Annotated in this window: 10 protein-coding genes; 7 read left to right on the top strand and 3 right to left on the bottom strand. The window is 62.9% G+C overall.

Features of this window, described 5'->3' with window-relative positions; translation table 11 throughout:
- Nucleotides 1–147: 147 nt before the first annotated feature.
- The 7 genes from BLIN9172_RS12405 to BLIN9172_RS12375 all read left to right on the top strand — a co-directional run bounded on the left by BLIN9172_RS12405 (nucleotide 148) and on the right by BLIN9172_RS12375 (nucleotide 9,398).
- Nucleotides 148–1,734: a tyrosine-protein kinase domain-containing protein gene (locus BLIN9172_RS12405; RefSeq protein WP_101555353.1), complete on the top strand. Its 1,587-nt coding sequence runs from the start codon at nucleotides 148–150 to the stop codon at nucleotides 1,732–1,734.
- A complete protein-coding gene (locus tag BLIN9172_RS12400; protein ID WP_101555352.1) occupies nucleotides 1,727–2,338 on the top strand; it encodes an arsenate reductase/protein-tyrosine-phosphatase family protein in 612 nt (203 codons plus the stop codon). The genes BLIN9172_RS12405 and BLIN9172_RS12400 overlap by 8 nt, the downstream gene beginning before the upstream one ends.
- A complete protein-coding gene (locus BLIN9172_RS12395; protein ID WP_308297810.1) occupies nucleotides 2,335–3,021 on the top strand; it encodes a sugar transferase in 687 nt (228 codons plus the stop codon). The genes BLIN9172_RS12400 and BLIN9172_RS12395 overlap by 4 nt, the downstream gene beginning before the upstream one ends.
- 13 nt (nucleotides 3,022–3,034) lie before the next feature.
- Nucleotides 3,035–4,369 (top strand): lipopolysaccharide biosynthesis protein, encoded by a 1,335-nt coding sequence (locus BLIN9172_RS12390; RefSeq protein ID WP_145997960.1) that lies wholly within the window; start codon nucleotides 3,035–3,037, stop codon nucleotides 4,367–4,369.
- A 16-nt stretch (nucleotides 4,370–4,385) separates the two neighbouring features.
- Nucleotides 4,386–5,552, top strand: a complete 1,167-nt coding sequence (locus BLIN9172_RS12385) for a glycosyltransferase family 4 protein (RefSeq protein WP_101555349.1) — start codon at nucleotides 4,386–4,388, stop codon at nucleotides 5,550–5,552.
- A 67-nt stretch (nucleotides 5,553–5,619) separates the two neighbouring features.
- Entirely contained in the window at nucleotides 5,620–6,828 is a 1,209-nt protein-coding gene (locus BLIN9172_RS12380; RefSeq protein WP_145997958.1) for an O-antigen ligase family protein, read from the top strand.
- Between the two features lie 284 nt (nucleotides 6,829–7,112).
- Complete coding sequence (locus tag BLIN9172_RS12375) at nucleotides 7,113–9,398, top strand: helix-turn-helix transcriptional regulator (RefSeq protein WP_145997957.1); 2,286 nt, start codon at nucleotides 7,113–7,115, stop codon at nucleotides 9,396–9,398.
- 117 nt (nucleotides 9,399–9,515) lie between these two features.
- On the opposite strand, the gene BLIN9172_RS12370 is transcribed toward BLIN9172_RS12375, so the two are convergent.
- From BLIN9172_RS12370 to BLIN9172_RS18760, 3 genes are read right to left on the bottom strand one after another with little or no spacing between them, the layout of a single operon-like run.
- Nucleotides 9,516–11,234 (bottom strand): ABC transporter permease, encoded by a 1,719-nt coding sequence (locus BLIN9172_RS12370; RefSeq protein ID WP_101555346.1) that lies wholly within the window; start codon nucleotides 11,232–11,234, stop codon nucleotides 9,516–9,518.
- The gene (locus BLIN9172_RS12365; RefSeq protein ID WP_101555345.1) at nucleotides 11,231–12,172 is read right to left on the bottom strand and encodes an ABC transporter ATP-binding protein; all 942 of its coding nucleotides are present in this window, start codon (nucleotides 12,170–12,172) and stop codon (nucleotides 11,231–11,233) included. Before BLIN9172_RS12365 ends, BLIN9172_RS12370 begins: the two co-directional genes overlap by 4 nt.
- Nucleotides 12,169–12,870, bottom strand: coding sequence for a helix-turn-helix domain-containing protein (locus BLIN9172_RS18760; protein WP_101555344.1), 702 nt, complete (start codon nucleotides 12,868–12,870; stop codon nucleotides 12,169–12,171). Before BLIN9172_RS18760 ends, BLIN9172_RS12365 begins: the two co-directional genes overlap by 4 nt.
- Between the last annotated feature and the right edge of the window lie 84 nt (nucleotides 12,871–12,954).

The raw sequence follows: 12,954 nt of genomic DNA, 5'->3' as shown, positions 1-12,954 counted from the left end.
CCGCGTCGTTAACGTCACAACAAGACGCCGAGCTGTCGGCAACAGACAGAACGGCATAAGGAGACCACTAGTGCTTTCTGAGATCGTTCGGCGCTTATCGAGATCGGTTCTCCGTGTAGTTGTATTGCGATTTGGAAGGACACAGGCATGGGCACGGCTGAACAGGCTCCGAGCGTCACGGCTCTGGATCTGCGTGACTATCTGAGGATCCTCAAGCGAAGGTGGCTGCTGGTCACAATTGCCGGATTAGTGGGGATTGCGGCAGCGGCCGTGCCCGTCGCATTGATGCCCCCGAAGTACGAAGCTCGGACTCAGCTCTATGTTTCGGTCCGGTCACTTGCGGGAGGAACTGGTGAACTTGCTCAGGGCAACAGCTTCGCCAAAGAAGTCGTCAGCAGCTATACGGATGTTGTCGGGACAAGCGTCGTTCTCGAACCGGTGATCTCAGACCTCGGATTGGACACCACAGTTGCCGAGCTCCGCAAGGACGTGAAAGCCAGCTCCCCCGACGGATCGGTCCTGATCGACATCACGGTCACTGATGCCGACCCCCAACAAGCTGAACTCATCGCTGAGGCAATCAGTCGGAGTCTGACAGAGGCTGTGCAGAACCAGCTCGAACCTCAGACAGCTGATGGGCAGAGCTTGATCGGTCTGACCACTACTCAGAAGGCTCAGGCGGAAGACGAACCGGTGAGCCCACGGGCAGTCCTGCTCCTGCCGGCCGGATTGCTGTTGGGGCTTCTGTGCGGAGTCGGGGCTGCCGTCGTCACCGCCGTCTTGGACACAAGAGTGCGATCGGCACATGACATCGGGCAGCTCACATCCGCGCCCGTCATCGGCAGGATCCCCCGCGATTCCAGCATCGTCCAGGATCCCCTTGTCGTACTGGCGTCGAAGCACGGCGCTGCGGCCGAGTCATTCCGGGCTTTGCGCACCAACGTCGACTACCTCGCTGTGGGCTCCAAGGCCCGCGTCTTCGTCATCACCTCCCCGAGCCTCGGCGAAGGCAAATCGATCACTGCGGTGAATCTGTCGATCATCCTTGCCGAATCGGGACAGCGAGTTGCCCTCGTCGACTGTGATCTTCGACGACCGAAGATAGACGAGTATCTGGGTATCGAAGGAGCGGCGGGTCTCAGTGACGTGCTTGTCGGGCGCGTGGAGATCGCCGACGTGCTGCAGCCATGGGGGGACCACAGTCTCTGCGCGCTGCCTGCAGGTCATATCCCGCCGAATCCGAGTGAACTGCTGGGTTCGCCGGCTATGGACACTCTGCTGAACGACTTGAGGCATGATTTCGACTACGTCGTACTCGACGCTCCACCGACATTGCCGGTCACAGATTCTGCGGTGGTCGGCACAAGAGCTGGAGGGGTGATCATGGTCGCTGCGGCGGGCAGAACCAAGAAGCCCGCACTCGACGAATCTATTCGCATTCATCAAGCATTGGGCACCCGTGTCGCCGGAGTCGTCATCACGATGCTGCCCTCGAACGGCGACGATCCATATACCTACGGCAAAGCGGCCGATTATGCTCAGCCGTCGACTGGGGCCGGCTCACACGCTGCAGGCGAGAACTTTCCAGAGGTGTCGCCAGTCGTTGCGGATCATGTCACCAGCCCTGCAGTCTGGCCGATCCTGCCCTGCAGCGAACTCGAAGATGCTGCGGTCACTGCCCCGGATTCGGAAGATCCGCCGCCGGGTTCGCCCAAGGTGAGCGCTGATGCCTGACAGCTTCACCGTCCTGAACGTGTGCACTGGAAATCTCTGCCGCTCTCCTCTTGCAGCATCGGTGCTTGCGCAGAGGTTCGCCGATATCTCCGAGATTCGTCTGCATTCGGCAGGCACGCGTGCCGCTCTGGGGCGGCCGGTGCCCGGAGAGGCCAGGGAGGTCGCTGGTTTCATGGGAGCCATCGACATCCGAACCCATCGCGCGCGGCAAGTCAGCGAGGAGATGCTCAGCGGGGCCGACGTCGTACTCGCAATGACGCGCGAGCATCGACGGGTGCTGGTCGAACTCAATCCGCGCGTCGTCCGCCGAGCCTTCACGATCCGTGAGCTCGCAAGTCTCGCAGCATTGACAACAGACGAGGAGATCATCAGACAAGGTGCGCTTCCAACGGCGGACCGGGTGACTCGTCTGCGGGCAGCGGTCGAAGCAGCGGCCCGACGGCGCAGTCACCGACGTTCTCAGGACCGTCCTGCAGACGATGTCATCGATCCCTTCGGCTGCGACCAGGAGATCTATGCGCTCGCGGCGCTGCAGCTGGCACCGGCGATCGAAGGGGTGGCAGTCCTGTTCCAAAGGGCACTCAACCTCGGTGACGGGAGATGATGGGGATGTTCGAACAGCGGTCGACGGAAGAGCGGGTGCGCTCAACGAACTGCGGCACGGAACGGCGACGCTATGACGCTGTGAAACGTGCGTTTGATCTCTTCGTCAGCGGGATCGGGCTCATTGCCACGGCACCTGTTCAGGCAGGCGTCGCCGTCTTCGTCCTGATAGCGCTCGGCCGACCTGTGCTCTTTCGGCAGCCGCGGCCGGGGAGGGGAGGGGCGACTTTCGAGATCCTGAAGTTTCGAACCATGCTGCATCCGGACTCCACCCATGTCACCGATGGGCAGCGACTGACCAGACTCGGTCGGTTTCTGCGTGCGTCGAGTCTCGATGAACTGCCTTCATTGTGGAACGTCATCCGGGGAGAGATGAGCCTTGTCGGGCCCCGACCCCTGATGGTCGAGTATTTGGAACGGTACACACCTGAGCAGTCTCGGCGACACGAGGTGCGGCCGGGAATCACCGGACTGGCGCAGGTCAGCGGTCGCAACGACCTCGACTGGGACGACAGATTCCGACTCGACGTGGACTACGTCGACTCCCGTTGTCTGAAGCTCGACATGGTCATCCTGCTGAAGACAGTGCAGACCGTGTGCGGAATGCGCGGGATCAACAAAAGCGGATTCGACACGATGCCCGTGTACACAGGAGAGAAGGGCGCGGGAAATGAATGCGCGTAGCGGGCCGAGGGACGTGAGAATAGCCGCCGGCTTCCTGGTAGGCGCGCAGATGTTGGCTGCGGGCGGGGCCGTCGCGGTGAATCTGCTGGCCGCTTTCGTCCTCAGCCCTTCCGGACGTGGAGATCTGGCGTTCGGACTGCAGCTTGCGTACTTCTTCTCCGTGTTCGCGCTCATGGGTCTGGAACGTCCGTTCATCGCAGCCCGGTCCGGAAGGTTCGGTACCGAATACAGCGTCTTTGTGCGAATGGCGGCGCCCGGAGCGCTCTGCATACTTCCGATTGTGATTCTCGCGACGATGGTGTCACCGTTCAGCACCTCGTGGCTGTGGATGGGAGTCTTGGCTGTTGCAGCATATACGACGCTCAACTCCCTGGTGCATGCACTGCGAGTCGCCTATGTCTGCAGCCGAGAGTGGAAATGGTTCGCGGCCAACGCCGCTGTCACGCAGCTGATCATCGTTGTCGGGGCCGGGCTGCTGGTGCTCCTTCGTGTCGACGACCCTGTGATGTGGATGTGGATCTATGCCGCTTCGGCGCTTCCAGCCGTCGCGATGCTGTTTCTCGCCCCGAGCTCCTGGAAGCGAGAGGCTCCTACGCGAGCGGAGACGCGAGGATTGCGTCGACGCGGCTGGATGCTGCTTCTCTCCGACTTCAGCAACACTGCAATGCTGCGTTCTGACCGATTGCTGCTTCCCATGCTGAGCAGCTCGGCGGCGTTAGGACTCTACGTCACCGTAGCCACAGTTCTTGAGATGGCTACGTGGCCCGTACAGCAATGGGTTGACGCTTCTCTGCGCAGCTGGTCGAAGTCATTCTCATCGACCCCGCCACGAATCTTCCACCTCATCGCGCGGAGCATTCTTCTGCTGATGTTCTTTGCCTCTCTGCTTGCCGCAGCGGCATTTGCCATGATCGGATTCGTCCTTCCTGTGTCGTACCAACCGGCGACAGTGGTGATCATCCCCTTGGCCGTGTCGGCTGTCGTCTTCGGAGTGACTCGTGTCCAACAGGGTCTGCTCATCGCTTTGGACTCGCCCGGACGGGTATCGATTGTGGAGATCATCGGCACCGGAGCGTCACTACTCGCTTATTTGGCGCTGATTCCGTCCCTCGGCATGCTCGGCGCAGCCTACGGGTCGATCATCGGATACTCAGCTTGCGCCGCAGCCGGCGGAATCGCGCTCATACAGGTGTCCCGGAAAAGGCCCACATCCGCGGTCGTCGATGAATGCGATGAGGATGCGAAGGCCTGCATTCCACCTGCGGCAGCGGATACGGAGGCGAGGACCGAAAGCGAGTTGGCCATGAACGACACCGGATGCCAGCATCCAGATCAGATGAGGAAGTGACACCGTGGATGTATTGATGATCGCCCACTTCACCAGGGCCGGAAGAAGGTCGCGCGATCGTTTCGATACCTTAGCCGGTATACTTGCCCGTCGCGGTGCGAACGTTGAATTGGTCACCTCGACGTTCCACCACTTGTCGAAGCAGCAGAAGGACATTGCGGATGCGGAAGACGAGCTGTACCGAACGACGTATATCTCAGAACCGTCTTATCGGACCAACGTCTCCGTACGTCGACTGCTCAGTCATCAGATCCTCGGACGAAATCTCACAGAATATCTGCGGCATCGTCGGGCTCCGGACGTCGTGTACTGCGCTGTGCCTTCCCTCGAAGTCGCACGCGCTGCAGCCGAATTCGCTGCGAAGAACGACGTGCGACTCGTTGTCGACGTGCAGGACCTCTGGCCGGAAGCCTTCGAACTGGTGCTCCGGCCGCATTGGGCCGGCCGGCGCATGCTGAGGCCTCTTCGGCGGACTGCTGAACGGATCTATCGTGCGGCGGACGCAGTGGTCACCGTATCTGAGACCTATTCGAATCGAGTCTCAGCGGCGCGCGGTGACGATGACGAGGTGACCACGGTCTACCTCGGTACGGATCTGCGCACATTCGATGGTTTTGGGCCGACCCGGCCGGTTGACGACGGATACATTGAGCTTGCGTACATCGGAACATTGGGGCACAGCTACGACCTGCCGACGGTATTCGACGCACTTCGACTACTGAAGCGACAGGGCTTGCGCATGCGCCTGCATGTGATGGGCACCGGACCTTTCGAGAACCAATGGCGTCGAGATGCTGCAGATCTGTCGGCCGAGGTCATCTTCTATGGAAGTCTCGAGTATTCGGAGATGGTCGCCCGCCTGCGCGGTTGCGATATCGCGGTCAACCCGATTGTTCCGGGAGCCGCACAATCGATCACGAACAAGATCGGTGACTATGCCGCGGCTGGTCTGCCCGTCGTCAACTCACAGGAATGCCAGGAGTATCGCGACCTGCTCGCTGCGTATGGTGCAGGAATCAGCTGTGAGCAGACGGCGGACTCCATCGCAGCTGCGTTGGTGAGACTGTCGAATGATCGCAATCTGGCGGAGCGCGGCGGAGGCTCTCGGCGCATGGCTGAGGAGCGGTTTGATCGCGGAGTGACTTATGAGCGCCTCAGCGGGGTGGTTCTCGGTGAGGACTGAACCGGCTGTGCCCAGCCGAAGCAATGCGACACGAAGCGGAGGCGGTTGGCTGCTGCTCATCCTTCTCGTGGTTGCAATCGTGCCAGTGGCTGCAGTGGTGGGGTTCGGGATCCCAGTGCCGTTCATGGTCGTCGTAGGTGCTGGTTATGCACTGCAGCTGGCGGTCATATCCACCGCGGCATTCCACTTGAGACTTCAGCCGCGCGACCCTTGGATTGCAATAGCTGTGCTCTACGGAATCGTTCAGACCGCCACTTTGGCATCCGTGGGTATGCAATACGGGACCTATGATGCGTTTGATCTTCTCGGAGCGGCAGCTGGCATCATCGGAATAGTTGCCTTCGCCGGGCTCTTTCAAGCAATGCGACCGAATGAACGCGACCTGCAGATCTTTCTCGTCGGATTCCTGTGGCTCACGTTCGTCGCGATCTGCGTCAACCTCGTGCAGCACGCGGCAGAGATCCCCTCAATTCTCGGCGCGGATTCGAGCTACCAGTTCGAATTCGCAAGCTTCTTCGCCAACCGCAATCAGTTCGGATACTTTCTGTTTCTCAGCCTTGTCGCCCACGCGCTGTACCTCCACGGCCGGCGACCCCGCTTTCACAACATCGGTCTCTTTGCCTTGCAGATTGCTTCGCTGCTGCTGACGATGTCGCGTGGTTCAATCGCTGCCTCACTCATCTTTCTCACCGTCTTCGGCGTACTCAGATTCCGATCCCAACCCAAATACGCTGCCTCCTTCCTGACAGTCGGAGGATTCGGCGCTGTGGCCGTGGCCGCATCCGGTCAAGGAGGCAGACTCGAAGACCTCATTCTGAGGCCAGAAGCGGCATTAGCCGGTCGCGACGAAGTCTGGTCGATTGGACTCGATATTTGGCGCGAACACGGCATTCTGCTGGGCAGCGGAAGCTTCCGAAGCGTCGAGATCGCGCAGGATCGGGGCATGCTCTATGAGGAATTCCATAGCTTCTTCGTCGAGACGCTGGTCGGAGGCGGAATAGCCGAACTTGTCGTGATGATGCTTATTCTCGGGTTGGTCTGGCGCAAGGTCGTCCGGTCTCATCTCGACAGCGGGCGTCGCCATGTTCTCTATGCATCGGCAGTCGGAGTCGCCGGATTGGCCTGTGTCGAAAGTGTTTCGTTCTTCACTGTGGGACTCGTCGGCACGCTCTTCACAATCTTCTTCGTATCTCTTCCGCTTCTGTACGCGAATCTCTCGCTGACAGATGCTCAGAGTTTCGCGCGTGGGCGAACTGAGGTCTGCGCGGTGAACTGAACTAAGGCCGCGATCAGGAACCTGCAGACAGGTGAGGCTGCCTGGGTCCAAACCGAACCAGTCATGCTGCTGTTCGCATGTCCGCATACAGTTCGCGGCATACCGCAGACCTTCCGAGGCGAGGCCCGATCTGCCTCGAGGATTGGGCACAGTAGGAGTCTGTCAAACCTGTACACCGTGACTCGGCAAGGCCGGTCAGTGAGGATCGGACAGTGAGGGGAGCCGACGTGTACGTCGACGAACGCGATGCGGGCGTGATCCGCCGAATTGAAGGATTGGTGGCCATGAGTTCGACCGCTGACCGCGGGACGCATGATCCCCGGCGCGACTTCGGCGATTTTGCTGTCGAACTCGATACTGTGGGAATTGGCTCTGTCGACCCAGAACTCTGCCACCGACTCTGGACGGAATGTGCCGGCCGTGCTCGCTTCGCCGAGGCAGTCCTCCGTGCCGCTGCTGCCGCGGGGGTTTCCGTAGATCCCGAATCAACTGCTTTCGCTGACTGGGTCGTCGAACTCTGCCCGCGACTGTCCCTTGCATTAGGCTCCGGTGACACAGCGGCAGCTTCGGTGCTCGCTCAGCTCAGCGCTGTGTCGGAGACGACCGCTGTTCGGGCCCTGACCGCCGTGGCCGATGACCTCCTCGGCGGAATCGGGATCCACGATCCCGAAGGGGTGCTGATCCGACTCCGCTCCAGCGGGATCCTCACTCGCTTTGAAGATTCGGCGCGGGGGACGCTGCTGAAGGTTCCGACTCTCATCGCGGCCAAGGTGCGGCACGACCTCAGGGCCGAAGTCAGTGCTGAACCGGTGGTCGCTTCACTGCTCGATGTGCTCGTCGACCATATGGAATCCGCGGGCCTGGTCGAGCCCGAGCTCCTCAGCGACGTGCTGCTTCTGGCCAGGCACGGCGGCCATTGGTCCCAGCTCCTGCGGGTGTGCGAGGCAGTGGGCATGCCGATGTTCCTGCTCACTCCGCGGACCTCCTGCACTGTTCTCCGAGTTCTGCCGCTCAAGGCGCGCACCAGCCGCCCCGGCCTTGCGTTCTTCGGATCTCTCGCCGAAGACATCACGGCCGATGCCGCCGATGACTCTCCGGCTCGGATTCGGGCCGCCGTGATCAGACATACCGGCCCGGGAATGCTGAGGTCACGACTACCGGGGAAACTCGGCGATTCGGAACTTAACGTGGAAGAGGAAGAATCGCGTCTGGGCGAGATGCTGGTCGATGTCATCGGCACTGTCTGGCAGCTGATCCGGCTCGCCGATGCCGGGCGTCACGGCGAGGCTGCGGAACTGGGCATTCGCGCCTCAGCAGAGATGCGCAGTGCGCGTGCACGATCCGTCGTGCGTCTCCTCACCGCGATCGCACTTCACCACGCAGCTGAACCTCGGCGGGCTCTGTCCGTGCTCAACGAGATCGAGGGCCCCGCCCGAGCCGGCCATGTCGAGGGTGACTTTCTTCTGCCGTCGATCATCGCATGGACCGCCCTCATCGCCGCGGTCAGTGGTGACCATGAGCGGGCCGATGCGCACCTGGCGGAGTCCGATGCCCCGTCGGGGATCAGCCGAGCGGGTTCCGAAGCGGATCCGGCAGCCGCACCTGCGGATTCGCCCCCAACCGTCATCATCGATGAACTGGTGACTCCGCCCCTGCGCATCGCCTCGGCTCTCAGGGCTCTGGACCGACTCGATCTTGAGCGGGCCGAGGCCGAGTTCGGCGCCCTCTCCGCCTACCCTGAGATGCGGACGCTGTGGGTCTATCTGCCCCTCATCGCCCGGACCTTGGCGGTGCTGTCCGCGGAAGCGGAATCCGGTCTGCTGTTCGTCAACGATGATGCGCAGCGATTCCAGGACAGCGGTGTCCTGTCAGACGCGGAGAAGGACCTGATCGCACTCGGGCGCAGCACGGTCTTCATCGCTCTGGGGCAGCTGCGGTGGGCCGAGATCGACCGCGATCGGCTCTCTCCCGCCTGCGACGGCCGTATTGTTCTCGACGTCCGTTCGAAGCTCGTCGCCGGTCGAAACGATGAGGCGATCTCATGCGCAGATACCTGGTTCTATCACCACTCGCTGAGTCCGCGCAGCCGGGCTGAGCTCGCTGCCGTCAGAGCAGCAGCCAAGCTGCGCACTGGGGACGAGACTGGAGCGCAGAGTGATTTCAGGATGGCTGTAAGTCTCTCGACCTGGGTGAGCTCGCTGCTGCCGATTGCTCTTCTGCCGCTGCCCGATCGCAGTCGGCTCATCGACCTCACAACCGACTCGCCTGTATGGGCGGACGCTGCGAACGAGTTCTCCGCGACCTTCGCTCCACCTGCGCAGCTTGTGGAGCGGCTGCGCAGTATCGGCCCGGTTTCTGTGGACATAGCAGAAACGCCACAGCTCAATGCCGGCGAAGCCCAACTCATCGATCTTCTGGCACGGGGCCTGTCCGTCGCTGAGATCGCTGAGGAACTCAATCAGGTGACGGGCACAGTGAAGAACCGTCTCTCTGCCCTCTACCGCAAATTCGGAGTCTCGAACCGGGCGGATGTGCTCATCCGGGCCCGATCCTTCGGTTACCTCGCCTAGCGGCACTACGGCAGAACCCGGCGCGCAATCACGACCGAGCGGATATCCAAACCCGCTCACGAAGCAGGGAAGAGGCCATCGCCGAGGGTCCCCAACGCCATCGCCGAGGCGAATCCCTCACGCCGTCACGAGATCCCGTCTCCGGAACCCGACCATGCCGGCTCCGACGAGAACGACCGTGATCGACAGGAACGTCAGCACCGCCTCGGCGGAGATGTCCTCGGCCGGGTACTGACCGATGTGGTTGAACACGGAGACGTCGAGGACGGCATCGTCGAGCTGGAGGAGCCCGCCGAACAGAGCGAGCACTGCGGAACCGGCGAAGACGATCCAGGTCAGACCCAGCAGTCGCGGCGCGAATCCGTACAGCAGGCAGGCGAGGCCGATCAGCACCCACACGGCGGCCGACTGCACGAGATGGCCGAGCACCGTCGGGCCCAGCAGGTCCCAATCGTCCAGCGAGGCGGCCGCGCCGATGCCCTCACCGATACCGGCCAGCAGCATCAGCCAGGCGGATCCGAGCAACGTCACCGTCACCCAGGAAGCCATCCACCCGCCCCGTGAGACCGCTGTCGCGAGCACGGGCTCGGTGTGGAAGTCCTGTTCCTCGGAGCGCAGTCCCCCGACGGTGATGAGCGCGAAGGCGGCGACGATCATGGCCATGTAGAGCGCCATATAGCCGAGATAGCCGTCGACGATTCCCCGCGGTCCGCCCATGAGCTGCGTGATCTGTTCGGGCATGCCGTCGGCGCCCTCGGCCATCGCTCCGGAGAAGGACCCGAAGATCGCAGCCATGACGAGGATCCCCAGCGACCACCAGATCAGCGTCGAACGCTGCAGGCGGAAGGCGAGTCCGAACGCGGTCGACAGGCCGCGACCTGCGTGAGTCCGCCCGGGTCGCTCCGCAGTGATGCCGGCGCCGAGGTCGCGCCGCGACTGCACGGTCAGGGAGATGAGCAGGAGGACGACGAGGGCGGCGACTGAGTACAGCAGCGGCCACCAGCGGTCGAGAGTGAACGGAGCCGTCTGCTGAGACCATCCCAGAGGGGACAGCCAGGACAGCCAGTCGAGGTCACCGCCGGCGACGGCGGACATGTCACCGAGCCCGCGGACGACGAAGCTCAGCGCCAGCACGGCTCCGGCCATTCCCGAGGCCGCCCGCGAGAACCCCGTCAGCTGCACCGCCACGGAGGTGACCCCGACGAAGACACAGCCGACCGCCGTCATCCCGGCCCCGAAGAGCAGACTCGAGGTCGCCGGATCGGGGTCAGCCTCCGAGAACTGAAGGGCCGCGGCCATGAGTGCCCCTGCCACGACGTTCATGATCACAGTGAGGATGACCGCGGCGAACAGCTGGGCATGTCGTCCCGTGACATTCGCGCGGATGAGCTCGGCTCTGCCCGTCTGCTCCTCGGCGCGGGTATGACGGGTGACGGTGGTGATCGACATCAGGGCGATGCCGATCATGAGGAACACGGCGTACATGCCGACGATGAATCGCGGCACCGTGATGTCGTCGAGCCCGTAGCCGGGTCCGGTGATGAGTCCCATCACCGGATTCTTCGCGAACACGGTCATCGTCTGCAAGGTGTCCGCATCCATGACCAGGGCGATCGCATTCGCGAAGTAGGCCGTGAGCGCGGTCAGAGACAGCACCCAGATCGGCATCCGCAGCCGGTCGCGCCTGAGCATGAACAGCAGCAGGTGTCCCAGCCCGGTGAGGCCACCCCCGCCGAGGCGGCCGTCAGTTCCGCGGGGACGGGTCCTCCTGTGTGCCTGACGATGGTCGGCGGTCGAGTCCCCTGGACCCGCCTCGGTCGATGCCAGCAGATTCATGATCCGGCCTCCTTGCCGTAGTGGCGCAGCAGCAGCTGCTCGAGCGTCGGCGGCGTGGCCGTCAGCGACTCGACGTCGTGCTCGCCGAGGGTGCGCATGATGTCCGGCAGGTGAGCGGCGTCGGCGCTGAATTGCAGCTGCGCTCCCTCGCGGACGAGGTCGTGGACTCCGGCCATCCGAGTCAGAGCGGGGATGTCCCGCTCGACCTGAACGGTGATCGTCGTCCGCGACAGGTGGCGCAGATCCGACAGAGTACCGGTCTCGACGATGCGGCCGGCCCGGATGATCGAGATCCGATCGGCCAGCGCCTCGACCTGGGCGAGGATATGGCTCGAGAGCAGCACCGTGCGACCGTCCTCCTTCGCCTCGCGGATGCACTCCTGGAACACGGCCTCCATGAGCGGGTCGAGGCCCGCGGTCGGTTCGTCGAGCAGCAGGAGCTCGACATTCGAGGCCAGTGCGGAGATGAGCGCGACCTTCTGCCGGTTGCCCTTCGAGTACGTCCGCCCCTTCTTTCTGGGGTCGAGGTCGAAGCGTTCGATGAGTTCGTCGCGCTTGCGGACATCGACTCCGCCGCGGAGCCGGGAGAACAGGTCGATCGCCTCACCGCCGGTCAGTCCCGGCCACAGCTCCACGTCCCCCGGGACGTAGGCGAGTCGCCGATGAAGGGGGACCGCATGCGACCACGGGTCCTCGCCGAGGAGGCGGATCCGTCCCGCATCGGCGCGGAGGATGCCCAGCAGGATGCGGATCGTCGTCGATTTGCCGGCGCCGTTGGGACCGAGGAAGCCGTGGACCTCACCGCGGGCGACCTCGAGGTCGAGGCCGTCGAGGGCACGTGCGCGACCGAAGGATTTGACCACCTCGGCGAGGGTGATCGCGGGTGCCTCTTCCCCGGTCCGTCGGCTGCGGGTCGTCGGAGCTGTCGTCGTTCTCATCGCTTCTCGTCTCCTTCGTCGGTGCGGTGTGCTGTCGGTGTCTCGGTGCGGTCGGAAGTCGCGGAGTTCGCGGATGCGGTGTCGGGGGCGGCGGTGATGACGCCGTGGAAGTAGAGGTCGTAGAGGTGGGGTGCGAGCCGGGACATCGTCTCGGGGAAGTCCGCGGTCCCCAGCGCCATCTGCAGGCGGGATCCGAGGATCGACGGGGCCAGCGCGAGGGCGGCGATCGTTGCCGCCTGACCGCGGACGTCGGTGTCGCTGGTGCGGAATTCGTAGCCGGCGAAGCCGTGCCGGATATAGCCCTCGACGAGGTCGACGTAGTGGTCGAAATAGCGCTGACCATGATCCGAGGGATCGAGCAGCGACTTGGTGAGGTAGTCGATGTTCAGCGACATGTCGCTGCTGGCGAATATCTCTCGCACCGCCTCGGTCGCGTAGTCGGCATTGGCCGCCTTGGCGTCCGCGATCGCCGAGAAGACGAAGTCATCGCAGGCGCGGCGCAGTCCGTCCTTCGACCCGAAATGGTGGATGACGAGCCCGGGGGAGACGTCGGCCGCGGCGGCGATCGCACGGATCGTCGACTTCGCGAAACCGCGTTCGGCGAAGGTCTCGATCGCAGCGGAGCGGATCCGGACCGCGGTCTCCGGGGACGAATTGGGTGATCGGTTCGATCGCGAATCCGACGATGTTGAACGCATGTTTAATATTAAACGCGTGTTCAATCGTCGATGTCAATGGGTGGGCTCAGGAAGTTCGTCCTCAGTCATTTACATACAACCATC

It is taken from the genome of Brevibacterium linens ATCC 9172 (genome assembly GCF_900169165.1).
In the GTDB taxonomy this organism is placed as follows: domain Bacteria; phylum Actinomycetota; class Actinomycetes; order Actinomycetales; family Brevibacteriaceae; genus Brevibacterium; species Brevibacterium linens.
The sequence above is the reverse complement of the archived record's forward strand: the minus strand, read 5'-3'. Positions and strand labels throughout refer to the sequence as shown.

Bases quoted from the DNA above. Each gene is read 5' to 3' on its own strand.
- BLIN9172_RS18760 (WP_101555344.1), bottom strand. From the start codon at position 12,870: ATGCGTTCAACATCGTCGGATTCGCGATCGAACCGATCACCCAATTCG.
- BLIN9172_RS12405 (WP_101555353.1), top strand. From the start codon at position 148: ATGGGCACGGCTGAACAGGCTCCGAGCGTCACGGCTCTGGATCTGCGT.
- BLIN9172_RS12365 (WP_101555345.1), bottom strand. From the start codon at position 12,172: ATGAGAACGACGACAGCTCCGACGACCCGCAGCCGACGGACCGGGGAA.
- BLIN9172_RS12395 (WP_308297810.1), top strand. From the start codon at position 2,335: ATGATGGGGATGTTCGAACAGCGGTCGACGGAAGAGCGGGTGCGCTCA.
- BLIN9172_RS12375 (WP_145997957.1), top strand. From the start codon at position 7,113: ATGAGTTCGACCGCTGACCGCGGGACGCATGATCCCCGGCGCGACTTC.
- BLIN9172_RS12400 (WP_101555352.1), top strand. From the start codon at position 1,727: ATGCCTGACAGCTTCACCGTCCTGAACGTGTGCACTGGAAATCTCTGC.
- BLIN9172_RS12385 (WP_101555349.1), top strand. From the start codon at position 4,386: ATGATCGCCCACTTCACCAGGGCCGGAAGAAGGTCGCGCGATCGTTTC.
- BLIN9172_RS12370 (WP_101555346.1), bottom strand. From the start codon at position 11,234: ATGAATCTGCTGGCATCGACCGAGGCGGGTCCAGGGGACTCGACCGCC.